This window comes from Paenibacillus sp. J31P190 (genome assembly GCF_059692075.1).
In genome coordinates, this window is record NZ_JCAUAS010000001.1 from 510,597 (window position 1) to 533,491 (window position 22,895).

The 22,895-nt window shown below is 45.2% G+C and carries 22 protein-coding genes and 1 riboswitch; of the genes, 10 read left to right on the forward strand and 12 right to left on the reverse strand.

The annotated features are described in order from the left end of the window. Nucleotides 1-43: 43 nt before the first annotated feature. From AC58U0_RS02110 to AC58U0_RS02125, 4 genes are all read right to left on the reverse strand, one after another. Nucleotides 44-1,777, reverse strand: a complete 1,734-nt coding sequence (locus tag AC58U0_RS02110; protein WP_060645982.1) for a phage tail sheath family protein — start codon at nucleotides 1,775-1,777, stop codon at nucleotides 44-46. 126 nt (nucleotides 1,778-1,903) lie between these two features. Beyond that, entirely contained in the window at nucleotides 1,904-2,707 is an 804-nt protein-coding gene (locus AC58U0_RS02115) for a peptidase associated/transthyretin-like domain-containing protein (RefSeq protein ID WP_497377378.1), read from the reverse strand. Between the two features lie 12 nt (nucleotides 2,708-2,719). Continuing rightward, on the reverse strand, nucleotides 2,720-3,298 hold the full coding sequence (locus AC58U0_RS02120) for a Pvc16 family protein (protein WP_497377380.1): 579 nt from the start codon (nucleotides 3,296-3,298) through the stop codon (nucleotides 2,720-2,722). 897 nt (nucleotides 3,299-4,195) lie between these two features. After that, a complete protein-coding gene (locus tag AC58U0_RS02125) occupies nucleotides 4,196-6,412 on the reverse strand; it encodes an ATP-binding protein (RefSeq protein WP_497377382.1) in 2,217 nt (738 codons plus the stop codon). Between the two features lie 161 nt (nucleotides 6,413-6,573). Between AC58U0_RS02125 and AC58U0_RS02130 the strand changes: the two genes are divergently transcribed. From AC58U0_RS02130 to AC58U0_RS02140, 3 genes are all read left to right on the forward strand, one after another. Beyond that, a complete protein-coding gene (locus AC58U0_RS02130) occupies nucleotides 6,574-7,665 on the forward strand; it encodes a GGDEF domain-containing protein (protein ID WP_497377383.1) in 1,092 nt (363 codons plus the stop codon). 137 nt (nucleotides 7,666-7,802) lie between these two features. After that, the gene (locus AC58U0_RS02135) at nucleotides 7,803-8,165 is read left to right on the forward strand and encodes a response regulator (RefSeq protein ID WP_261302879.1); all 363 of its coding nucleotides are present in this window, start codon (nucleotides 7,803-7,805) and stop codon (nucleotides 8,163-8,165) included. A gap of 98 nt (nucleotides 8,166-8,263) precedes the next feature. Then, nucleotides 8,264-8,911 (forward strand): SOS response-associated peptidase, encoded by a 648-nt coding sequence (locus AC58U0_RS02140; protein ID WP_497377385.1) that lies wholly within the window; start codon nucleotides 8,264-8,266, stop codon nucleotides 8,909-8,911. Between the two features lie 33 nt (nucleotides 8,912-8,944). Here AC58U0_RS02140 and AC58U0_RS02145 read toward each other — a convergent pair whose 3' ends face one another. From AC58U0_RS02145 to AC58U0_RS02155, 3 genes are all read right to left on the reverse strand, one after another. Then, complete coding sequence (locus AC58U0_RS02145; protein ID WP_497377386.1) at nucleotides 8,945-9,316, reverse strand: DUF1284 domain-containing protein; 372 nt, start codon at nucleotides 9,314-9,316, stop codon at nucleotides 8,945-8,947. A 56-nt stretch (nucleotides 9,317-9,372) separates the two neighbouring features. Beyond that, nucleotides 9,373-9,939: an NUDIX domain-containing protein gene (locus AC58U0_RS02150; protein WP_497377388.1), complete on the reverse strand. Its 567-nt coding sequence runs from the start codon at nucleotides 9,937-9,939 to the stop codon at nucleotides 9,373-9,375. 593 nt (nucleotides 9,940-10,532) lie between these two features. After that, nucleotides 10,533-11,945, reverse strand: a complete 1,413-nt coding sequence (locus AC58U0_RS02155) for a hypothetical protein (protein WP_497377389.1) — start codon at nucleotides 11,943-11,945, stop codon at nucleotides 10,533-10,535. Between the two features lie 148 nt (nucleotides 11,946-12,093). Here AC58U0_RS02155 and AC58U0_RS02160 point away from each other — a divergent pair, with 148 nt between their 5' ends. Next, a complete protein-coding gene (locus AC58U0_RS02160; RefSeq protein ID WP_057304084.1) occupies nucleotides 12,094-12,309 on the forward strand; it encodes a hypothetical protein in 216 nt (71 codons plus the stop codon). Nucleotides 12,310-12,325: 16 nt separating this feature from the next. Here AC58U0_RS02160 and AC58U0_RS02165 read toward each other — a convergent pair whose 3' ends face one another. The 3 genes from AC58U0_RS02165 to AC58U0_RS02175 form a co-directional block, all read right to left on the reverse strand. Further along, the gene (locus AC58U0_RS02165) at nucleotides 12,326-13,234 is read right to left on the reverse strand and encodes a polysaccharide deacetylase family protein (RefSeq protein ID WP_497377391.1); all 909 of its coding nucleotides are present in this window, start codon (nucleotides 13,232-13,234) and stop codon (nucleotides 12,326-12,328) included. A 116-nt stretch (nucleotides 13,235-13,350) separates the two neighbouring features. Beyond that, complete coding sequence (locus AC58U0_RS02170; protein ID WP_497377393.1) at nucleotides 13,351-13,611, reverse strand: YqkE family protein; 261 nt, start codon at nucleotides 13,609-13,611, stop codon at nucleotides 13,351-13,353. A 44-nt stretch (nucleotides 13,612-13,655) separates the two neighbouring features. After that, nucleotides 13,656-15,491, reverse strand: coding sequence for an APC family permease (locus tag AC58U0_RS02175; protein WP_497377394.1), 1,836 nt, complete (start codon nucleotides 15,489-15,491; stop codon nucleotides 13,656-13,658). Nucleotides 15,492-15,588: 97 nt separating this feature from the next. Next, nucleotides 15,589-15,738: riboswitch (cyclic di-AMP (ydaO/yuaA leader) on the reverse strand. 298 nt (nucleotides 15,739-16,036) lie between these two features. On the opposite strand from AC58U0_RS02175, the gene AC58U0_RS02180 reads away from it, so the two are divergent. Further along, nucleotides 16,037-16,306: an AbrB/MazE/SpoVT family DNA-binding domain-containing protein gene (locus tag AC58U0_RS02180; protein WP_497377676.1), complete on the forward strand. Its 270-nt coding sequence runs from the start codon at nucleotides 16,037-16,039 to the stop codon at nucleotides 16,304-16,306. Then, the gene (locus AC58U0_RS02185; RefSeq protein ID WP_497377395.1) at nucleotides 16,303-16,638 is read left to right on the forward strand and encodes a type II toxin-antitoxin system PemK/MazF family toxin; all 336 of its coding nucleotides are present in this window, start codon (nucleotides 16,303-16,305) and stop codon (nucleotides 16,636-16,638) included. The genes AC58U0_RS02180 and AC58U0_RS02185 overlap by 4 nt, the downstream gene beginning before the upstream one ends. Before the next feature lie 253 nt (nucleotides 16,639-16,891). Here the strand turns inward: AC58U0_RS02185 and AC58U0_RS02190 are convergent, their stop codons facing one another. Further along, nucleotides 16,892-17,224: a hypothetical protein gene (locus AC58U0_RS02190; RefSeq protein ID WP_497377397.1), complete on the reverse strand. Its 333-nt coding sequence runs from the start codon at nucleotides 17,222-17,224 to the stop codon at nucleotides 16,892-16,894. Between the two features lie 239 nt (nucleotides 17,225-17,463). On the opposite strand from AC58U0_RS02190, the gene AC58U0_RS02195 reads away from it, so the two are divergent. The 3 genes from AC58U0_RS02195 to AC58U0_RS02205 are packed head-to-tail and all read left to right on the forward strand — an operon-like array spanning nucleotide 17,464 to nucleotide 20,946. Next, nucleotides 17,464-18,801 (forward strand): spore germination protein, encoded by a 1,338-nt coding sequence (locus AC58U0_RS02195; RefSeq protein ID WP_497377398.1) that lies wholly within the window; start codon nucleotides 17,464-17,466, stop codon nucleotides 18,799-18,801. After that, on the forward strand, nucleotides 18,794-19,873 hold the full coding sequence (locus tag AC58U0_RS02200) for a GerAB/ArcD/ProY family transporter (RefSeq protein WP_497377399.1): 1,080 nt from the start codon (nucleotides 18,794-18,796) through the stop codon (nucleotides 19,871-19,873). Before AC58U0_RS02195 ends, AC58U0_RS02200 begins: the two co-directional genes overlap by 8 nt. Next, nucleotides 19,870-20,946 (forward strand): Ger(x)C family spore germination protein, encoded by a 1,077-nt coding sequence (locus tag AC58U0_RS02205; RefSeq protein WP_497377400.1) that lies wholly within the window; start codon nucleotides 19,870-19,872, stop codon nucleotides 20,944-20,946. Before AC58U0_RS02200 ends, AC58U0_RS02205 begins: the two co-directional genes overlap by 4 nt. Nucleotides 20,947-21,100: 154 nt before the next feature. On the opposite strand, the gene AC58U0_RS02210 is transcribed toward AC58U0_RS02205, so the two are convergent. Then, nucleotides 21,101-21,682 carry an NAD(P)H-dependent oxidoreductase gene (locus tag AC58U0_RS02210; RefSeq protein ID WP_497377401.1) on the reverse strand — a complete coding sequence of 194 codons (582 nt, stop codon included), beginning with the start codon at nucleotides 21,680-21,682 and terminating at the stop codon, nucleotides 21,101-21,103. Between the two features lie 140 nt (nucleotides 21,683-21,822). Between AC58U0_RS02210 and AC58U0_RS02215 the strand changes: the two genes are divergently transcribed. After that, nucleotides 21,823-22,851, forward strand: a complete 1,029-nt coding sequence (locus AC58U0_RS02215) for an AraC family transcriptional regulator (RefSeq protein ID WP_497377402.1) — start codon at nucleotides 21,823-21,825, stop codon at nucleotides 22,849-22,851. The last annotated feature ends 44 nt before the right edge of the window (nucleotides 22,852-22,895 follow it).

The following is a 22,895-nucleotide window of genomic DNA, read 5'->3' on the forward strand; positions in this document are numbered from 1 at the left end:
ATACCCCTTTCCTAATATGAGAAATATCTAACACTTTGACAGACTATTCTTCTCTTGTTTTCTGAGTAATGCGGAAGATGACGAACTCGGCAGGTTTGACCGGAGCTACCCCGATCACACAGATAAGTCGACCGTTGTCGATATCATCCTGCGTCATTGTGCTGCGTCCGATGTTGATATAGAACGCCTCGGAAGGACTTCCGCCCATTAAGGCACCGTCTCTCCAGACACGAGTTAAGAACGCATCAATGGTTCGTTGTACACGAGCCCACAGCTGTTCATCATTCGGTTCGAATACGACCCAGTTCGTGCCGTTCTTGATGGACTCTTCAATGAAGATGAACAAACGTCTCACGTTCACATATTTCCACAAGCCGTTCGACGACGTTGTACGAGCACCCCATACACGAATACCTTGTCCGGCAAAAGCACGAATCAAGTTTACACCTTGTGGGTTCAGGATATCTTGCTCACCTTTGTTATATTGGCAATCAAGACCAACTGCACCGCGAACGACTTCATTGGCAGGCGCTTTTTGAACACCACGTGTTTGGTCAGAACGGGAGTAGATACCGATAACAGAGCCAGATGGCGGTATGTATATATTTCTTTTGTCTAATGGATCGAACACTTGAAGCCACGGATTGTACATCGCTGCGTAACTGCTGTCAAAAATGTTACGGTGCGTCATGACATCGGCAACTTTTGTTTTCTCACGCGGAATATCAAGAACGGCAAAACGGCTGCCCAGGTTTTCGCAATGCGCTACGAGAGATAATTGAACCGTAGGCTCAGTTACACCTGGAATCGCGATGATACTAACAACATCGTTGTCGATGAAAGACTGGATCCCTGTACGTTTACCAGGTCCACGGTCTACACCCATGAAGATATCAGGAGTCACTTGCGCGATTGAACCGTTGCTTCCGCCAGACAATGCGATCTGGAATTTGCCAACCGTTTCACTCTCACCAGAGAGTACTTCGAAAGGAGCAACAGCACCAAGATCCTTACCGTCTGTCAAATCTTTCACCGTAATGATGTTCGAACGGGAAACAATTTTCTCAATGTGATTCGCTGCAGAGATGTTTAGGGACACTTTCTCATAAGTCTCTGCTTCATCGCCGTAAAATACATGCAACGTGAATTCGCTAGTTGTTAACACTTTGGATGGAAGCAGACCGCTATCCACAACATCTCCATCAAGCGCTTCAGCAAGCTCAATAATGTTATCTTGGGAAGAAACAACTTTGTTGTATTGCTTTTGGCCAGCGGCCTCGAAGGCAACAACATCACCGACATTGAAGCCAGCATTATTTTTCACTCGATATTGGGTCTCGCTCAGCACTTCATAAATTTGCGTCTTAGCTTTACTGGACGGAACAACCACAACACGAACTTGGTTACCCCATGTTCCCGGGTTCTTGGAAGCGATTTCCAGAATCGCGGATTCTTTGTTTGTTGCCGCTTTGTTCGTTGCTACCTTAGCGTCAGTTGGCGCTACACGCATGACATAACAGCGAGAACCCCCGTTTAAATAGAAATGCTCAACCGCATAAGATAGGAAACGATACTCACCGAATTCATTCTCGGACAAGTAGCTGCCGAATAAACGATGGAAATCAGCTACGCTCGTAACCAATTGAGGGACACCTTCAATTTCCCCTCTTTGCGCAAGCCCTATAAACCCGGCCGTACTTGTGCTTGCACCTTCAAGCGGTTGCGCCCCGCTGTCAAACTCTTCCACATAGACTCCAGGTGATAAATAGTCAGCCATTGTTCCCCAGTTCAGTCAGATGGCACTTCTTGCAAATCAATACGGCCACAGACATGAAACCAGTTCTCTCCTTTCTGCTTGTCATTTTTGTATAGAAGATGGACGTGTCCATTCTACTAATTAGGGTTAAGTGAGCCGTATGATGCCAAGGTTCGTAGTTTTTCCTTCTGCTACTACTACTTCCTTCATAATATGCCGCCGATCTTCACCGTATGTAATAGTCAACTCTGTCTGAAAGGACGGAACCCGATTGCCGCGAAAAGCAATAACGGCCTCTCCTTTTTCTGTAACTCGGCTTTCTTGGATGGGCAGCAGCAGTGCACCTCTAGTAAATACTTTAGCCAGCTTTTTCTCTAGACGAAAACGCTTTTGATGCTCCAGTACCTGGGCGATTCGAATTTGCTCTTCGGCAGCTTTAGGGCCTCGTCCTCGAAGCAAGTAAGAATCTCCAACTGCAATAACACCTGTAAACGAACCCAGTGTTACTTCAAGTGCTCCCTTGTCGACTTGGTCTACCATTATTCGAGCGCGGGCACACTCTTCCGATAGAATCATCGCCTGCAGCTGGGCATCCCTCAAAGGAGCTCCGGCTGCATCCTGCAGCATGACTCGGATAAGTCCTGTTCCTTGCGAAAAAGGATAAGAAGGCAGCGGCTTTAACTGAACAACCTCTATAAAATTGCCTGTTCCTACTGTGATGAGAGTTTGTTCTTGAAAATAGTGCTCGTTGCTTACCATAAGACGGTAATCACCGGGCGGTAAATCGTTGAATATATAGGAACCATTCGATTTACGAATTGCTTTCGAACGGATGCCTTCCAAATAAACGATGGTAGTGTTGCCAAGAGGAGTTTGTGAGGTAATTGCATCGATGACGCATACAACCAAAGATACGCGGGTTTTCAATTGCGATACGCGAATGTGGTCCACAACCTAAGCCCCCTAACCCTGTATACGAAAATCGGTTTCCGAAACTCTTTTGGTTGTCTTGATGCGGGTTGAATCGATATTTACAGGCCCAACTGTATAGCTAACAGAGAGTCTGTAAGGAGTATCTGCGAAGTTCCACATATTCAGCATGCTTTCTCCTTTAAGAGGCTCCATGACAATGCGAACTTCTTCATCTTGCTCAGCTAGGGTTCCGAGGGTCATAGAACCTCGAAGTATGGAATGATCGTAGAGCACTTGCATCGCTCTTCCTAGTATCCGATGCTCATCCAGCGCTCTGGACTGCAGCTCTGCAGGTGATTGTACCGTCAGCAAGTAGCTAAGATCTACAACCATAGGCGGATACTGAATTTCATTCGTCCCTCTGGCAATCATGTGAGTACGACGATTATCGCCGCTTTCGCGGACGTTGTACAAATAGAGAGATAAGTAGAAATCCCCTTTATCGACAGGCGAAGCAAGCCCAATCATCTCTGGTTGAGGAATGGGATCCGGGGTCATATTTTCTCTGAGAAGCTTGATTAAAGATGCGCTTACATCTGCAATTACAGAATAATCGCCAATAGGAATCACTTCCTGCCTCAAAATACCTATGTAATGTAATGAAGATGGTAAGGATTATGTCATAATGTGTACCTTTTTATATTATAATTGCAATTTACTAGGATGACTATAGGGATTATATTATTTATCCTGAAATATTCATAGATCTGTAAGTTGCATGGTTGGATTGGGAATACAAGGAAATTTCGCCTTCAAATGATGCTTTCTTGTTTACATGGTTATATCCATTCCTTTCACTTTAACTAAGCTGACTAACTTTGCGTCGAGTGTGAAAAATCGGCTTCACGGACGTAATGATAGCTTTCTTAATGTAAGTCTATTACAGCCCAATAAAAGAATAATGAAAGATTCGGCCATAAATAGGCAAAAAACCGCGCAGCATCAAACCTTCGCGGATTTTTTAATTGAAGTAATTATTTATTTTTTGTCGGAAAATCGGCTTACCAACAAGTCGTATAGTTGTATAAGCTCTTCCGACGGACGCATCCCGAGTTCCCGACCGAGAAGCCGAACATAATCGGTATACAGGGCAGTCATTTCTTTTTTGTCCCCGGTCTGCTCGCATATTGTCATAAGAATCCGTCAAAGCAAAACAGAGGATGAAATCCATTTTGTGCATAGTGATGATTATAGTTCGCTCCATGATGCTTGCCAGAGGCGGCAAACCCGCAAAATTTGGGCGCAAATTACGACTAAAATGTATTTGTTTAAGCATTCGCTTGCTAATCCGAGTATTGTTGTACATTCTACAACTTTAGGCAAGCTAATCCGCGTTTTCCACTCGATTGTTGAAAATCAAGGAAATTGTTGTACGCTGTACAACTTGCTATTCTAATCATCCATTTCCCAATTTGTTATATAAAAAAAGGCAGGCTTTGCGCAGCAGCGCGAACCCGCCTTCTATGATTAGTACTCTTCCCACTCCTGGCGGGCAAGGATTTTGCCCGATTTCTGCAGCTCATGCCGAATTGACTTGATAATATGCTGCATCCGAATGGGTTCGCCAGCCTCAGCAGCTAGGAATGCCGATGAAAGGACGACGTTCTTGATATTCCCGCCGGCGATCTCATAGCGCTGAGCTAAATATTTGAAGTCGACATCCTCGCTAAGCGGGGCCGCAGGCGGAAACATGGAATACCAAATCTTTTCACGATATTCGCTATCCGGAAAAGGAAATTTAATGACGTAATTGATCCGCCTCAGGAAGGCTTCATCGATATTATTTAATAGATTCGTTGCCAGCACCGTGATTCCTTGATACTCCTCCATCTTCTGAAGCAGGTAGGCGGTTTCGATGTTCGCATATTTATCATGCGAATCTTTGACTTCCGAACGCTTTCCGAATAGCGCATCGGTTTCGTCGAAGAACAACACCGCATTGCTGAGCTGCGCTTCCTCGAAGATCTCGTGCAAGTTCTTCTCGGTTTCACCAATATATTTGCTGATTACCTGCGAAAGATCGACCTTGTAGAGCTCCAGCTGAAGCTCACCGGCGACAACCTGTGCAGACATCGTCTTCCCCGTACCCGGTGGGCCGGCGAACAGCATGCTAAGCCCCTTGCCGTAGGCCAGCTTCTTCTCGAAGCCCCAGTCGCCGTAGACAACGCCACGATATTTCACTTGATTGCACGCATTGCGGAGCTGATCCTTCTGCTCAGGCGGGAGGATGACATCCCCCCACCCATAGCGAGGCTCAATGCGCGTTGCCTTGCGCTCGAGCTTGTGCTGCACCTGCTGGTAGCACGCCTTGTAGAGCGCATCTGCCCTCAGCGCGTACGGCTCAGCCACGTCGCCGGAGCCCTCCCGCGCTGGCTCTCGCTGCCAGGCGGAGTACCCGCGCGCCAGCGTCAGCGCGCGGCGAATCTGCCCCGGGGTGAAGCGGAATTTGCCGCTCATCACCCGCCAGTCCACGTCCGCGCTCACACCGAGCTCGCGCGCGAATGCCGTCCAAAGGCGCTCACGCCCGCCTTCGTCCGGCACTTGCAGTTCGTGCTCAAGGAGCAGCCGCTCCTTGGGCTTCCACGTTAGCCGGTTGAACCGCCCGGCAAGCAGAAACACCATGCCGCCGTAGCCGTCCAGCAGCTCGTGAAACCAGCCGAGTCGCCGCTGCGCCGCAAGATCCGGCTCCTCCGGATAGAGCGCCTCCAGCCGTGTGAAGCACAGCACGGCTTGGTGCAGGATCGCTTCGCGAACAATCGCGCTCAGCTGATCTTCAAAACTCGCTGCGTGCAGAAGCACATCAGCAAGATCAACAAGCAGCAGCGGCTTATTGAAGAAGCCGCTGAGATGCGCCACCTGCAGCTTCTTGCCTGCGCCCGCATTCCCCCACAGGTGGAAGGCGAGCCTTTTGCGCTCAGCCGCCGGAGCCTGGAACGCGGCTTGGATGAAGCCCTGCAGCCGCTGCTGGAAATCCTCATGGACAAGCAGAGGCGCCAGCTCGTCATCCGGATAAACCATCCGAACCGCCGGTTTCAGCTTCGGGTCCATTTCACCGGAATCCAGCATGAATGAGATGATTCGCTTATCCAAAAGCAGCGGCCTCGACAATAACGTCTGGCCGCTAATTTCCTGCGCTTCGCGGTGAAGCATATAGCGCGCCAGTCTGCCCTCGGGCGCCATGAAGGTCGTTCTCGCTGCCCGCATGTCCTCAGGGCTGCTGCAAGCAACTTGCAGCGCCAGACTAATATTAGGCGTTTTGCTGGTTAGGTCATCTTGCAGAAAGCCGAAGATGCGTTCATATTTGCGATCCAGTTCTACCGCGAGTCCTAGCATAACGAACCGCTCTTCTACTGGAGAAAGCCCAAACACAGCAGATACATACGACAGAGGCAAGAACACGCCTGTCCTACGGCTTTCTTCACGTCGCAGGGCAATGAACGCCTCCGAATTCTGAATACTAGCCAGCAGCTCGAGTTCTTCCCCATCAAGCCCCTCATCTCCACTTTGCCCGCCAAGGAGGCGAATGAACTCATCTTCGGACACGAACATCCCGCGAAACGAATCCGTTTGCGGGTCGGGCGTTAGCTTTTGACGACGCTTATATAAAAGCTCAAGCTTTTTATCCAACAAGGTAAGCTCATCCTTATAATGTTCCCATGCATGTACGTAACCTTGAGCTGCCATAGCCCCTCCTGATAACCCTGATCTATATTTACAAAAAAATACAATCCCTCCCCTTCGTAAACAGCTTGCCTAAACGGGGTGTTATTCTTTACAATAATCTGATAAGGCTCAAAATGTTTTTCCAATAATTGCTAACCCGAAAGGAAAGTGGCCTCCTCTACATGGAACAACTTCCGGCTAATGATCATATATGGAATCGAAAGCTTATACATATTTTATGGTGGATCCTATTCATCTACGAAGTAGTCGCTATTCTTGGATTCTTCTTTAATATGCATGATCAGCCTCCGCAATGGTTTAACAGGTTCATGGAGGTTCAAATCATTACGGCCTGCCTACAGCTCATCTTAATGGGAGCCGGTTATTTGGCTGTTCACTTTCTGAAACGATACAGCGATTTTATCATGATTACATGGACCATGACCATGGTTTGTATCTTTATTATCTGTATTCCCGAGCTGATGAACAGCTACGAATTAATTAGTATCCCTATTATTTTAGCCTCTATCTATTTCCAAAAGAAATATATTTTTTTCGCTTATAGTTTAGGCATTCTATATTTAATTTCATTACTAGTTTGTCAGGTATATCAAGGGCATGCCCTAACACCCTCTGATGTGATCGTGTCTATTACCGTCCTCACCTCAACGGCACTTATCTGCTTTGCAATCATGAACAAAGGGATATTTCTCATTACTGAGTTAAAAGATTCGGTCGTTCGCGAACAGGACCTCCTTATTCGAAATGTGATGATTGATCGACTTTCCAAAGTGGATGCGCTCACCGAGCTGTTTAATCATCGCTCTTTTCAAGAGCATACCGATCATCTAATTTCGCATATGCCCCATGATACGCCGCTTGAGCTTGCTCTTATCGATATCGATAATTTCAAAAGGATTAATGATACCTACGGGCATTGGGTCGGTGACATGGTTCTCAAAACGATCGGCTCCATTCTGAAGGAAGAGCTCGGCCCTGACGATATGTCTTTTCGATATGGTGGCGAGGAATTCGCCGTTCTGTTTGTAGGCAAATCACACGAGGAAGTTTTACATATTTGCGAAAAATTAATGGAAACTATCCGGGGTACCGAAATTCCTGAGATGCCGGATCAACCGTTAACGATGAGTATCGGACTCGCTAGCTATAATCGCAACACGATGAAAAAAGCCTGGTTCCAGCTTGTCGATGAATGTTTGTATACCGCCAAAAGAAATGGGAAAAACCGCATTCATTCGCATATTTCCGAATAAATGTTTTCAGCTAGGAGCCCTAAAGCTTCTAGCTTTTTTTGGCCTCCAATAACCATGTCATTACTTACCAACCGAAAACCCTCATAAAAGGAGTCGCCTCTTCCGAAATCATATTTATACACAGGGAGGTAGACACCATGAAGCCTAAGATTCTCGTTGTTGATCCGGTCCAAAGCCTTAGAGGTATTTTACGTCAAATTATTATTACGATGGGTTACGATGTACTAGAAGCAGCTAATGGTGCCGAGGCCATTCATGCGTATCAAGCCAACTTTCCGATTCTGACCACAATGGACCTGAATATGCCAGACATGACCGGTATCGATGTGATCCGAAAAATTAGAGAATTCGACCCTGCCGCCAACATTATGATGTGCTCTGCCTTGGAGCAAAAGACGATGATTATCGAGGCTATCCATGCGGGTGCCAAAGAGTTCGTTTCTAAGCCTTTCCGGGAACATAATATAAAGGAAACGATGCTGAAGCTGTTGATTGTGTAAGCGAGGAAGCAGGATTAATTTCATAAAAAGACAAGCCTCGTACATGTATTTGGTTAATTAGGCAAATAATAGCCAAAACCAAATGAGGTGGTAAACAAATGTGTCATTCCATATCTATTCTTGCTGATGTCAACGAGCTTGTTAAACAATTCCGCATTGATCGGCTGCTATCGTATAGCTCCAATCGTTATGAAGTGCGGCCGACAGAATCTGTTTCCGCTGTAATGATGAATAAAAAGGGAGAACGCATCCTTGATGAATTCCGTTGGGGTCTAATGCCGTTCTGGGCAAAAGATGCCGTATGCGGGGACCGCGATTCGATCTTCACCAATGTCGTCTTCGAGCGTATCGTCAGAAAACAGCGCTGTATCATTCCTTGCAGTGGATTTTATATTAGCGTGACGGAGGGAAAAGAGACAGAGTGGATTAAGTTCAAAATGCGCAGCGGCACTTTTGGCATCGCGGGGCTGTATGATGTCTGGCGGGCTCCATCTGGTGAAGAGGAGCTTCGTACGTGCATGATGCTCATGACAGAAGCGAACTCACTCGTTTCTCCTTATCAACGCAGAATGCCTGCGATACTCGACCAGGATCAGGCAGAGATGTGGCTGCAGCCAGAGATGAAAGACAGCAGACTCCTCAGATCTATCCTTCGACCTGTAGATGATCTGCTTATGGTTGCAAATGTATTGTCGTCCCCTGAAGAGAAGCTGGAAAACGGTTCGGATGTCAGTGTTTTTGTATGAAAAAGAGAGGGCTGCGTCTACACGCAAGCCCTCTTATTTGGTAATGATGGGCGGCAAGTCGCCACCCTCCCCGATCAATCGCACACCTTCCGCACAAACACCATAAGGCTCCCAACGGCATGTGGCACATAGGTGACCAATGTCGCTCGGCTTCACTAGGTCGGCCACTTGCCCGCAAATCTCCGACCAGCTCAACTCCATTTCCACTTGCAAGCCAAGCTTGGTGATGATTTCTGCATCGTGCTGATAGACGGTCCTATTTTCACAATGCGCTTCTTGATCCTTCGGGAAAGCTGCACAAAGATCATCAGGTCCAAGAACAATGCGGATCATCGTTTCGGGCTTTTGACGCAATTCTTCGTAGACGGTCGTCATATTTTCGCAAAATTCTTTCGAGTAACCCATCCCTCTGTATCCTAAGAGGCAAAGTAAGTGATGTCCGCGAAGCTGGATCGCTTTGTTCATATTCTAGGGACACGGTACAATCCGTACCCTTCCATTTTGATGATTGGATCTTTATCTTCGACGAGACCAGTGGTTTTGGAATGTAGGGCAACATCAATGAGCCAGCGTGTAAAATCCGCCACATTCATCGATTCCATCTCAGCCAAGCTGTAAAATCCTGCTGCGTCGACCTCCACGCCGTCTGGCTGAGGCTCGCCGCTGATGTAATCCATTTCAAATGCAATGTATAGATTATGTATGCTTCTAGGCAAATCGCGCACGGCTACTAGGCGAGTGACAACCGCTTTGACTCCGCTTTCTTCCAACACTTCGCGCTCAATCGTATCTTGGATCAGCTCATGCTGCTCAATATAACCACCCGGGTTGGTCCATCGGCCTTTCCCTGGCTCCTGTGCCCTGCGTACAAGCAGCATCTTCTCATCCTTCATCACGAGTGCGCCTACACCGATGCTATAGTTACCCCAATGAACAAAGCTGCACTCCGTACAAGCTCTTCTTATTGTGCCATCCACATCGCGCGACTCCAAAGCGGCTCCGCAGGTCATACAAAACTTGGCTTCCATCTATCTCATCTCCAACTTTCTATAGTCTTGAGTTCCAACTTCCATTCAAGTTTACTGTATGTAAGCTTACTGCTTAAAGTGGACTATAGGCAAATCCGATCCCGTACGTTTTCCGTTCATTGTATGGAAATTTGTAGATACTTCCTGCACTTGTCTTGCGATATCGCTGAATTAGGAAACGAGGTGGCTCTGAGTAAATAAGAGCTCCTAGGGGCTGCTATTTAGGCATTTGGTGGACTTCAAGTGGAAATAAGAGGTTCTAGGGACTCTTATTAGGCAGAATTTGTTGGGATTCGAGAGAATCTGAGCAAATAAGAGGTCCTAGGGACTTCTATTTTTACTTTTTGGTAAGTTTATACGGAAATAAGAGTCTTTGGAGACTCTTATTTCGCGGATTCGGCTGGCGAAAGAAAAACCCGCCACCCTATGGAGGAGCCCAGAGGGTGGCGGGGTGCGGTTGACAGAACGGGGTGGTTGGTTGGCTTGGGTGGTTTGGTTGGTGAGTTGGTCAGTTGGTCAGTTGGTCAGTTGGTCGGTGCGGGTGGCAGATTTTACTGTTACAACTAGTTTGACGGGCAAGATGCCGCATCTTACTACACCAAAAACATCGCCACAACCGTCGTCACCGCGAGGCCGATGAGCACAGGCAGCAGATTCCGTCGCGCCAGCTCGAACGGACTCACGCCGCAGATGGCCGCTGCCGGAATCAGCGCCCATGGAATCAACGTGCCGCCGCCGACCCAGATGGCGGCCACTTGCCCGAGCGCTGTGAGCACAGCCGCGCCGGAGCCAATGGCGGTTGCGAATAGCTGCGCAATCGAGCCTGCAAGAGAGATGCCGGAGAAGCCCGAGCCGTCTAGGCCCGTAATGGCGCCTACGACGGTGAGCGTCACGGCGCCGACCGCGCCGTTCAGCGGCACTTGCCCCGCAAGTGCTACACCCAGATCGTTCACGATCCCATGCGAGCCTTGTGGAAGTATTTTGCCGAACAGCTCCGTGAAGGCGGAGTCGCCTAGATAGAAGAAAGCGGCTATCGGGATCACGGGGCCGAATACTTTGAAACCGAATACAAAACCTTCGATGAGGTAAGAAGTCGTCTGTTCTAGTCCTTGATTCCGATGCGCGAACAGTGTCACCGCAATGAGAATGAATACGGCGGTGCCTCCAACGAGAGCTGTCGCATCTCCCCCTTGCAGATTAAGCACGAACATCGCAATGACATCTAAAGCGAAGAGCAAAGGAATCATAACCGCCAGAGTTTTCTTCAGATTCGGCGCTAGATTAACTTTAGCCTGCCCGACAGCTGAAATAAGTGAGCCACTATCTCCTGGACCACTCGCTACTAGGCCATTCCGCCACGTTCCGTTCTTCATATCGCGCCGCATCATCCAAAAAGCGGTGATCGTCGTGACAAGCCCCATCACGATAACCAGCGGAATGCTTGCCTCCATGACGGCAGTCACTGGTAATCCAGCTGCATCTGCTGTTAATTTAGGAGCTCCCTGTATAATGTAATCCCCCGAAAGCGCAATCCCATGTCCGAATAAGTTCATCGCCATAGCTGCACCTAGTGCTGGCAGACCAACACGGACGGCCACAGGCAACAGAACAGCACCAATGAGCGCGACACCGGGAGACGGCCAGAAAAACCATGACGTCACCATCATAATGATACCGATACCCCAGAAAGCTAAAGCAGGCGTTCGCATAAAGCGGGTTAGCGGAGCGACCATGGTTTCATTTATCCCTGTTCGAATGAGCACACGGCTCATCGCTACAATAATAGAGATAATCATAATGGTCCCCATCAGCTCTTTGGTCGCATAAATGAAGCTGTTGAAAATACCAGAAACGGAGCCGCTCAACGTTTCCGTTGCCAGCAAGCCAAGCGCGAAAATACCAACCACACAAATCATCGTTGTGTCTCTTCGCTTGATTAAAAGGGTAAGAATAAAACCGATAAATACTAAATAGACCCAATGAATCGGTAATAATTGAATGACCACCCTAGATCACGCATCCTCTCTGCCCATACAGCATTTGGTGCTACATTGTATGCTAGGCTGGGCGGAGGAGTTCGTGTGAATTCGGGTTAAGCGGCACCTTGTGGTACAATAGAAGAACTATTTTAACCAAGTTAGGGGAATGCCGAGGATGGCTAGAAATCAACGCTTAGTAACGGATACAGATTTTCAAGATGCTGTTGAAAGACAGGCTGTCGTCCGTGTTTTCAAAGATGATCACATTGTGGATTCGAATGCGGTTGTATTGCGTTTCAGTGAAAAAACAGTAGTCGTACAAACTCGTGTTAGTGATTTGACGTATTATGATCGAGAGGCTTGTGAATTTTTTGAAATGAAAAAACGATAGCTGCTGCAGCTATCGCTTAGTTTAATGTATAAGAAGTTAATAGAACGAAGCGGTAGCCCGCTTTTTGAAGCTCAGGAATAGCTTTCATAATACCTTCTGCGGTATCCTTCTCCGGGTGGTTCATATGAGCTAGTACGATAGAACCGCTTCGGGCTTTTAACAGCGCTTTGAATACCTGATCCGTGTTAAAAGTCGCTCCAGCGTCGCCGAGTACATTGTATCCAGCCAACTGAAAGCCTAAATCATGAACAACTTCTGCAGCAATATCATCATAATAGGCTGTGCCGGAACGAAAAAATAAAGGGCGCCGCCCAGTCAGCTTCTCGATCTGGTCAGCATTGTCTTTCACTTCATGAATAATATCGTTCACATTCTTGGTTCCCGCGATACCATAGGCCAACCTGCCGTTTACGGACAAGGGCCGATGCTCGGTCCCATGATTTTCAATCTCAAACAGCGGGTTTGCGGCTAATTTGGCAAATATGTCTTTATTGGCCGTTATCCATCTCGCATTGATAAATAAGGTAGCAGGGATGTTCTCCTTGATCAAATAGTCGATCAGCTTCTCATCGTACCCACTGCCCTCCTTTCCCCCACATGCGTCAAAAGTCAGCGCAATCACTTGTTCCTTGGTAGTAAGATGTGTCCGAACACCAGGGACATTTTCGCCCCATTTCTTAGGTTTAGCGTTTCCGTAACGCTGGGTCAAGGTCTTTTCCAAAGTCACAAAATCCGGACTAGGCGATGAACTCAGGTCGCTTGAAGCCGCCGATGGTATCGTCGGTCTATCCATTGCTGTTGGGGCTGGTGCCGCCGTGGTCTCTTTTGGTGTTTCTATCGGTATCTCTTTTGATATTCCTGTTGTTATTGGTGTTTCTATTGGTGTTGGTATTGAAGTTGTTGGTGGCGTTGATACTGTTGTCACTGTCGGTGCACCATTTACTTCTGCAGTCCCTTGAGCTGCCTCCCTATTGCCCATCTCACAGGATGACAACGCTATCATTACGAAAAGAAAGAAAAGGAGGCACACTGTGCGCTCCCTCATTTGTGTTTACGCCAATCCAGACTGCTCTTACTCAGCAGATGTCCAAAATCATTCTCAAGCCGTTTTTCTTCTGCTTTGCGAGCAGCTTCCGCCTTCGCTCTCTCTGCGTCTTTCTTCGCTTGTTCCTCTGCTTTCATGGCATCAGCCTGCGCTTTGAGTCCCTCAAGTATTTCAGGGCGCAGTAAATCCTTAAGTGTTGCAGGTTTATCTTGCATGCTGGTAACAGCAGGAGTAGACGACCATTTTTTCTTAGCCATAACGGGTTCACCTCAGTTCAGTTTCTCCCTATTATTGTACACTTCTACTCGTGCAAATGATACGGTACTGTCGCCACGACGATATCTTTATCAGCTTGCAGCTTCGAACGAATGCGTGCAGCAGACTGGTTATGAAGCAGTCGGTGCCACCATTTTTTCGGCATAAATTGCGGTAGAATGACCATAATGTTTTGTTTCTCGGAAACGTGCGTGTCAATTCTCTCAATAAATTCAGCAAGAGGCTTCAGTATAGTCCGATAACGTGATTTAAAAATAACCAATCGAATGCCCGGATCCCACTTATCCCACTTCTCCTGCATCAATTCTTCATCTTCATCAGAGAACGAAACATAGAAGGCAATCACGTTTGGAGACAACGATTTCGCATAGTTCAAGGACTGTGCCACAACCCGATGAATGCCCGCCACAGGCACAATAATCAAAGGCTCCTTCGTGCAAACCCGCTCAATCGTTATATCAATACGCAATTGCTTCGCTACATCATCGTAGTGATGACTAATTTTCGTAATTAACCAAAGCAGCAGCGGGGTTATAATAATAACAATCCACGCACCTTCGGTAAATTTAGTGATGGAAAATATGAGTAAAACAGCAAGAGAAACGATCCCGCCTAAACCATTGATGAGCAGCTTTCCGATCCAACCTTTCACTCGCTCTCTCAACCATTTACGAACCAAGCCGCCTTGCGCAAGTGTAAAAGATAAAAACACGCCAATCGCATATAGAGGAATGAGTGCATCGGTCTTACCTTTGAAACCAATCAGAAGAATACTGGCAAGCACACCAAGTGTGATAATACCATAGTGGAATGAAAGTCGGTCTCCTCGGAAGGAGAACATACGCGGGAAGTTTTTATCCTGTGCCATGATGGATGCTAAGATTGGAAAGCCGTTGAAGCTAGTATTAGCAGCCAAAACCAGAATGAGCATGGTTCCAATTTGAGTTGCGTAGTACATCGCCCCACGACCAAAAGCCTGCTCTGTCACCATCGATAATACAGATGTATGGCCATTAGGATCAGGTACAATACCATAACCCAGAGCTAACACCGTTACGCCGCCAAACACGATAGCCAAAAGTGTCCCTAAGGATACTAACGTGCGCTTCGCGTTTTTCACGGATGGTGAGCGAAAATGCGGAACGGCATCGGAGATGGCCTCGATTCCCGTCACGGCTGAACAACCGGAGGAAAATGCTTTTAAAAGAACGAATAACGTTAATGAGCTCGTCATTGAGCTCGGAGCAAACGCTATGGGATGCGTATTAATGGATCCCGTCAGCATATCGTATATGCCTTTGCCCACTAGCACTAAAATACATAGAATAAAAAAGTACGTTGGAATAGCGAAAATCGTACCTGATTCCGAAGTTCCTCGTAAATTAAGCCAAACCATGATCCACACAAGAACTAAAGTAATCGGTACAATGTACGGCACCGCTGATGGAAAAGCTGACGTAATCGCCTGCACACCGGCTGAGATCGAAACGGCAACGGTAAGTGTATAGTCAATAAGCAGCGAAACCCCAGTCAGCCTGCCCCAAACCATACCTAGGTTTTCTTTGGAAACCATATACGCTCCGCCACCTTGCGGGTAGGCCTCTATCACTTGTCTATAGCTCAAAACTAGCAGCATTATCAGAGCAATAATGGATATCGCAATGGGCAAAGAGAACGCAAAAGCGGCAATACCAACAGTCGCGAGTTCTAAAAGAATCTGCTCAGTCCCGTAGGCAACTGACGATAAGGCATCCGAGGATAGGATCGGTAGTGCTTTCCAAACCTGCATTTTTTCGGATTCCATTTCGCTGGATTTAAGCGGCTTGCCAAACATAATTTTTTTCAATGAATCGCTTGTCATTCGTGTTAGTTCCCCCAATTAAACCTATTATCTGACATAAACTTGCGTTTTAGGACGCAAAAAAACACAAGGATAGACCTTGTGTTTATACACATGTTCTCCTTCCCACGGTCGCTTACGAGGTTAGCTGTCGGGTTCGGGCCGCGAGAATCGCCCTAAATGATGTCATACTTAAACACCTTTACTCACCCCATGAAACTTGTGGTTCCCCCGCTTTTCTAATCAGAAAATTAAGCGAAATATTCAACTGTAACGTACGAGTTGAATACTACTCTCTTCTTGCAGCATAGTAAAGGATTGAAAAAACTTAAAAAGATAACTCCAACCACTTCATTCACTCAATAATACGCTTACAATCATACGATTCATTGATTTACTTCCATTCTCTTATTACATCGTGGTTTTTTAAACATTTGGCTACTAGCACCACTAGGCATGGTGCTATTGATAGTATCAAATAAACGCTTAATGTATATCATATGTATATACACATTGCAAGGAGTGCGATATAATTGGAGAACAATAATGGAAAGGAATGGATTCTAATGACAACTGCCACGCTTAGTAAATGGGGTAACAGCAGCGCAGTCCGTATTCCTAATCAATTCTTGAAGCTTCTTAACCTTGAGGAAGGCGCAGAATTGCAAATTATGGTGACTGCTGATAACGAGATCCTTCTTCGACCCGTAGTTAAGCCACAAGAAACAAACGAGGAACTGCGCAATCATCTAACTACGCTTCTATCCAAAATTAAGCCGAATTCACCACGTCATGAAGAAATAGATTTTGGTGTTGAAGGAGACGAATTGATTTGATAATCCCAGCACGCGGGGATCTAATTTGGATGGATTTTGACCCACAAGCTGGGCGAGAACAAGCTGGTCGTCGTCCCGCAATTGTATTATCTGAAGTAGATTTTAATCAGCTAACTGGCTTTGCATTCGTTTGTCCAATAACCAACCAAACAAAGGATTACGCTTTTGAAGTGCCACTTCCAGAGGGACTTCCTTTCACTGGTGCCGTCCTCACGCATCAGTTGAAAAGTTTAGACGTAAAAAAGCGTAAAATAAAAATCATCGCAAGCGTTCCAGTTGATTCCGATTTTATGAGAAACATCCTTCGGAATACACGATCCATTTTGGCATAAATAAAAGCCCTCGAGATTTTCGAAAGGGCTTTTATTTATGCTTATTCGATTAACTTGAAGGAAACGAAATGATTTGACCACTTCAGCACGAGGGGAACTAGTTTGGATGGATTTGTACAAAGCAAGCTACACCCAAGAGAGGTAATGCTGAGACATTCATATACACATCCGTGCAAAGTTGTACTTTGTACAACATTCTGAGCTTTCCAAGCAGAAATGAAGGAAATTGTTGTACGCAGTACAACTTGCCTCTCTAATTCTCCAATTTATTTGAATCATCCTTTTTGTCAGAACCAAGAATCACATAGACAACACTAAACAAAACGGTTATGCCAAAAATCTGAAGCCACGCCTTTACCGCATTTATTTTCACATTATAACTTATACTCGAATACACACCCTTTGATGTTTGAAAGGAAACATCCAACCTGGATACCCAGATCGATTGATAACCTTGTTTTTCAGGAAAAGGAAACGAGCTATTCGATAATAGGTAATAATCAACTGGAACGGCAAGAAAGCAAAAAATGATAATAATGACAGCATAAACAGCCAAAAGCTTCTTACGGCGAGAGTTAATTTCCAAATTTGCATCTTCTTTCATTTTGGATTTTCAAAGCTCTTCAACGACAATGCCTTGGGCAAATTGGTCACCTAGTAATTTCCTCCAAAATTAGTACCTGGTACTAACCCATCCGAGTATAATCCATAATTTGGAAAACGTCAATGTAAATCGTTGCTTCCCCGGCAGCTCCTTCTTCCCAATCAAATTACCAAGGAATAAACTTCCTCCATCCAAGGAAACCTACTCTCAGGTGATATAACATGAATCAAACAGAAACAAATGATATGCACAGACTTAAGCTTCAATTTGAATCAAATAGTGATTTTGTGATGGAACGAAAGCAACTTTTGGGTCAGGAAGTTGTATTTTGTTATTTTCGCCCCTTTGTTAACCTAGCACAAACGAATCAATTATTATCTTGGATGGAGTCCAGTCCAATCAGTGATTGGCTTCAGCAAATAAGCCTATTGAATGGCCAATTAAACGCTTCTTACGACATGCAGATGAACAACTTACTGGAGGGTAATTTAGTTATTTATTTACTCGATAACCCTATAAAAAATTTTGTTATCGAGCCCGTTCCGTCAACGATTAAGAGAACGATAAATGTTCCACAAAATGAAAATGTGATTGAGTCTTCCTTTGGGGCATTTAATGAGGATTTGGACATCAATATGGCGCTGATCCGCGATGAGCTAAGATCCCCTACACTAACCATGAATACCATGATGATGGGGACAAAACAACCAAAAAGAACCACCTTAGCTTATTTATCCGACTCTGTTAATCGTAAGCTGCTTTCATCCTTAATGAAGAAGCTAGAGGCAAATAAAGCAAGGGAATTTAAACATTTGCAAGAAATCATTAAAGTTTTAGGAGCAGGAAATTTCAGCCTTATTTCCCCTTGTCTAACTTCCGAGCGGCCGGCGGAAGCCGCAGACCATTTGAAAAATGGCCGTGTTATCCTGTTTATCGAAGGACTTCCGTACGCTTTTGTTATGCCAGTTATTATTACAGATCTCTGGTGCTTGAACTCCGATCGTAACTTCCCCAAGATTACAATGATTACCATTCGTATGCTTCGGTTTATCGGCATGTTTATCGCTTTAGTCTTACCTGCTCTATATGTATCTTTGGTCTCTGTGAATCCAGAGGTATTGAGAATCCAGCTAGCCTTGTCGGTTGCTCAGAGCCGTGAAGGGGTACCTTATCCGGCCTTTTTGGAAGTCATTTTTATGCTAATTGTTCTAGAAATGCTCATTGAAGCGAGTATTCGCCTTCCCAAAAGTATAGGTCCCTCGATAACAACAGTAGGTGGAATTATTCTCGGGCAAGCCGTTGTAAGCGCAAAATTGGTAAGTAATCTATTCATTATTGTTTTGGCAGCTTCCGCTTTGGCGAATTTTACATTGAACGGGGTACAAAATGCCTTGTTTATTCGAATATCAAAATATGTTTTGATCGTATTTAGCGCCATTTTTGGTGTTCTCGGTACGATTGGCGGAATCATTTGGCTATCCATCTATATGGCCTCTATCACGACATTTGAAGTCGCCTACGTCAATGTAAATGTAAAGGAAGGTCCCCAGGATGGTTAATAAAATATCCGTCTATCTAACATTCATCACTGTACATTTCGCGCTGATATTCTTTGTATATCCTGAGAAAATATTTGAATCGACAAGCAACGGTCATTGGGAAGCTATACTATTAAGCTGCCTATTTGAAGTAGCTATGACGTGGATATATCTAAGGGGACTTTCAACTTTTCCTAACATGACGATCGTTCAGATTTGCAAACAAGTATTGGGCCCATGGCTATCAAGAATCCTTTTAATTCCAATCATGGTATATTTCCTTGCAACTCTGGTATTAATATCTAGGATCTATTCAGAAATGATGACCATCGTATTTTTACCAAAAACGCCGATAGGGGCTTTACTCTGTTTCATCTTCTTGAGCTTGTTTGCAGCCTGGTGTGGTATCAAGACTGTGCTCAGAACAAGTGTCATTATCTCGCTTTTGTTCATACCTTGGATTTTTATAGCAATCAGCAGCTCCGTGACAAATTTCGATATACGTAATGCATCGCCAATATGGAACACTAACTTTGATTTTTTGAAGCATCCTGCTTATTATTCCAGTTTTTTTGCTTTTTCCGGTTTTTTATTTTTGGGTATGATTCACCCTTTTTTTCGAAATGTCGCGCGCAGCCGCAAGGTATTCATCCTTTTGATTGCTGGCTTGTTTCCTTTATATTTGGCATCCGTTTATATCCCCCTTCTCATTTTCGGACAAGAGACTGTCATTCAATTCCAATTCCCTCTTCACACAGGAATGGATACGATTGATATGAGCTGGTCCATATTCGAGAGAATGACGCTTTTTTACACAACTTCTACGATTGCTTTTCTAATTGTTTATAGTGCGGTTTTAATTTGGATCATAGCTGAGATGTTACGGAGCACCGTTGTTCCCTTATCCAATAAGTGGCTGAGTGTAATTATTACACTAATTGCCTACTTTCTTAGTTTTCTGATTCCAGATTGGTATGAAACAGAACACCTAATCTGGCTGGATACTGGGCTCCGAGCTTATAGTATCTTGGTCTTTCCAGTCTTAATTGGGATTATTGGCGCGCTGCAAAGGAGGCGAGTTAACCAAGGATGACATACATATTTCGTTCAGTCTTAGCACTCCTAGCTATATCCCTGTTATCGGGCTGTTGGGACAATAAGGATATTAATAAAAGGATACTGCCTGTAGCGATGGCTATAAGTCAAACAGATGCAAAAACGTATAGAGTGGGACTTCGAGTGCCTCAAGTTGATTCAACTAATATGACGCCACGAATCATAACTGGTGAAGCCTCAACGATCAGTGAAGCCTTGGATCGGATGCGTGGAAATGTAGAAAGCAGTATTGATTTACTGCATCTCAAACTTCTGATGATTGATGAAAGAACCGCTAAGCTTGGTATAAAAGAAGTGCTTGAATATGCTATTAGGTCTCATGATATTGCACCTAAAGCGCTGGTTGCTGTGTATAGAGGTGATTTAATCGAAATGTTAAACAAAAAAGAGCAAGGCGGAGCAGATGGGGGCACAGCGAGCTATGATTTTTTCAACAAGCTGGCTGGCTGGACCCCCAATACTTCTATTGTGTACTTATGGGAAGCGTTTCGAGGGGTTTATTCACATACGGAAGACTATGCTCTTCCTATCATTAAACCTGGAGAGCGTACGATGTTTAAGTTAGATGGTTCCGCCATCATGCGTCGGGGAGTTATGGTAGGAACGATTTCATCGGATGATACGCTAATATACAACATTATGAAAGGTGATTATCAGGGGGCTAATGTAGAAGTAATGGCGCATGCCAGTGTGCTTCTTATCGACGTGGATTTTACACATCATCATCATTGGGACGGCGATACACCGCAAGTGGAAACGGATATGAAGGTCATTGGCATGCTTTTGGAGACGAAGGGTAATTCCAGTAAAGAACTGATTAATGAAGAACTCAAAAACTTGTTGATAAAGCGAGCTACAGCGATGCTTGCCAAACTGCAAGAAAATCAATCGGATTTATTTGGTTACGGACAATATTTCCGTAATGATCTTTCTCGTGATCAACTAAAGAAATGGAGAGAGTCGTGGTATCCACGCCTCAAAATCACATTAAATGTAGAGGTGAATATTAGAAATAGCGGGAATTTAAAATTTAATACGGTTGATTCGTGAACATAAAGGCAGAAACGACCAAGGATAAACGACTCCGTCGTCCTTCTGGGACGAGCGCGTTTGTCAAGACTGATGACGCGAAGTGTAATAAAACTTATACTTTCTACTGAAAAACACAGCTGCCAAGCTGCATTTTTTCAGTCTTTTTCCATTTCTATGAACGCTTCAAACCTAACTTTTCAACATCTGCCAGCCATTTTTCACGCTGTTTATCCGTTGAAGACTTAACGGGAGTTATTTCTGTAATCTTGACGGGATTGACTCCACTGAATTGCAAGGTCCCACGCTTCATGACATGATGCCCTGCTTGTTTGTACACCCAACGATAGTACCAGGAAGGTGTGTCCATGGTTACTATGAGACGAGCAGACTTCCCACTCAATAATTTGTCCCAGAACATGGAATTGGGGCGATTCCGATAGGCGAAGCCTGGTAGAAATACACGATCGATGAACCCCTTTAGGATCGCTGGGACCGTTCCCCACCATATCGGATATACGAACACCAGATGATCCGCCCAACGAATCGTCTCTTGAGCCGTAAGCAAATCCTCTTCTAACTCCAGCCGTTGATGGTAGCCGTATTTCAAATTCGGTTCAAAAGACAAAGAGCCTATATGAATGCTGCGTACCTCCGAGCCGCTAGCGATTGCACCTTTCTTGTAGGCCTCCGATAACGCTGTGCAATAGCTCTTGGCAAAGGGATGTCCATTAATAATGGCTATGTTTGGTTGCATATTCCTGCCTCCTCGTGACTTTTTTTATTCATCTTTGATCACTGTGCGTGTTAAAGTAAGAATAAGCCATTTGGATCTAGAAAAGTATGATCAAACATGCCAAAATCTTATTCTTATGTGCAGAATGGAGGTCCCGGGATTTGTTACCAAACTACACAGGGTTATCTGTATCCCTTGTTTATCCGATTATCAAAGCGATTGTGTTCAAGGGACATAACAAAGACGATTTTTGCAAAAGAGCAAATATAGATGAGTCCATTCTTCTAGACACCGAAGCTCGGTTGTCGGAGGAGGATTTCGAACGTTTGACGGAATTAGCCGCTGCGATCACATCGGATGACATGTTCGGATTACATCAGGGACAGAACATAGAAGTTTCTGATTTGGGGATTCTAGGATATGTGATGCTTCACTCAAAAACTATCGGTCAAGGCTTAGCTGCTTTTCAAAAATATAATATGATCGTATGTGATGGATACAATATCAATTGGCACATAGAAGAGAATGACGTTATCATCGGGTTGTCCTACAATCGTCCTCACAAGCAACCGGCCCGACACTGCATAGAGGATATGGCTAGTTCTTTATACCATTTGATGATAAGGCTAAGCTGCAGAAATATTTCTTTAAAAGAAGTGCATTTCACCCATTCTCTCTCCACGGAGATTGACGCGTATACATCCGTACTGGGAGTCAAGCCGCAGTTTGGTAAGGATTCGAATGCAATTCGTATAAGCAAGGACATTCTGGAATACCCCATTTTATTAGCGGACGCAAAGCTATTGGGGACCTTCGAGGCTTTCGCGGAGGAAACCAGACACAGACTCATGCAAGGTCGAACATTTTCCGACCAATTATACAATTGGATCATGAAGGACATGCCGATGCCTTTTCCAAGCTTAAAAGAGACGTCGATGGCTTTCAAAATGAGTATTAGAAGTATTCAGGCAAGGTTAAAGCAGGAAAACACAACCTATCAAGATATCATGAATCGAGCTCGGAGAGAGCTTGCTGTTGGTTATTTGGCTAAACCGGAATATAAAATAGGAGAAGTTGCTTACCTTCTTCACTTCTCAGAGCCAAGTGCCTTTCAAAGTGCTTTTAAGAAGTGGACAGGGGTAACACCAAGGCAGTATAGGATGGATTTATTGAAACATCTTCAACTATGATTACATCCAAAACCATGAAAGCCCGAAGGGGCTTTTTTTACGTT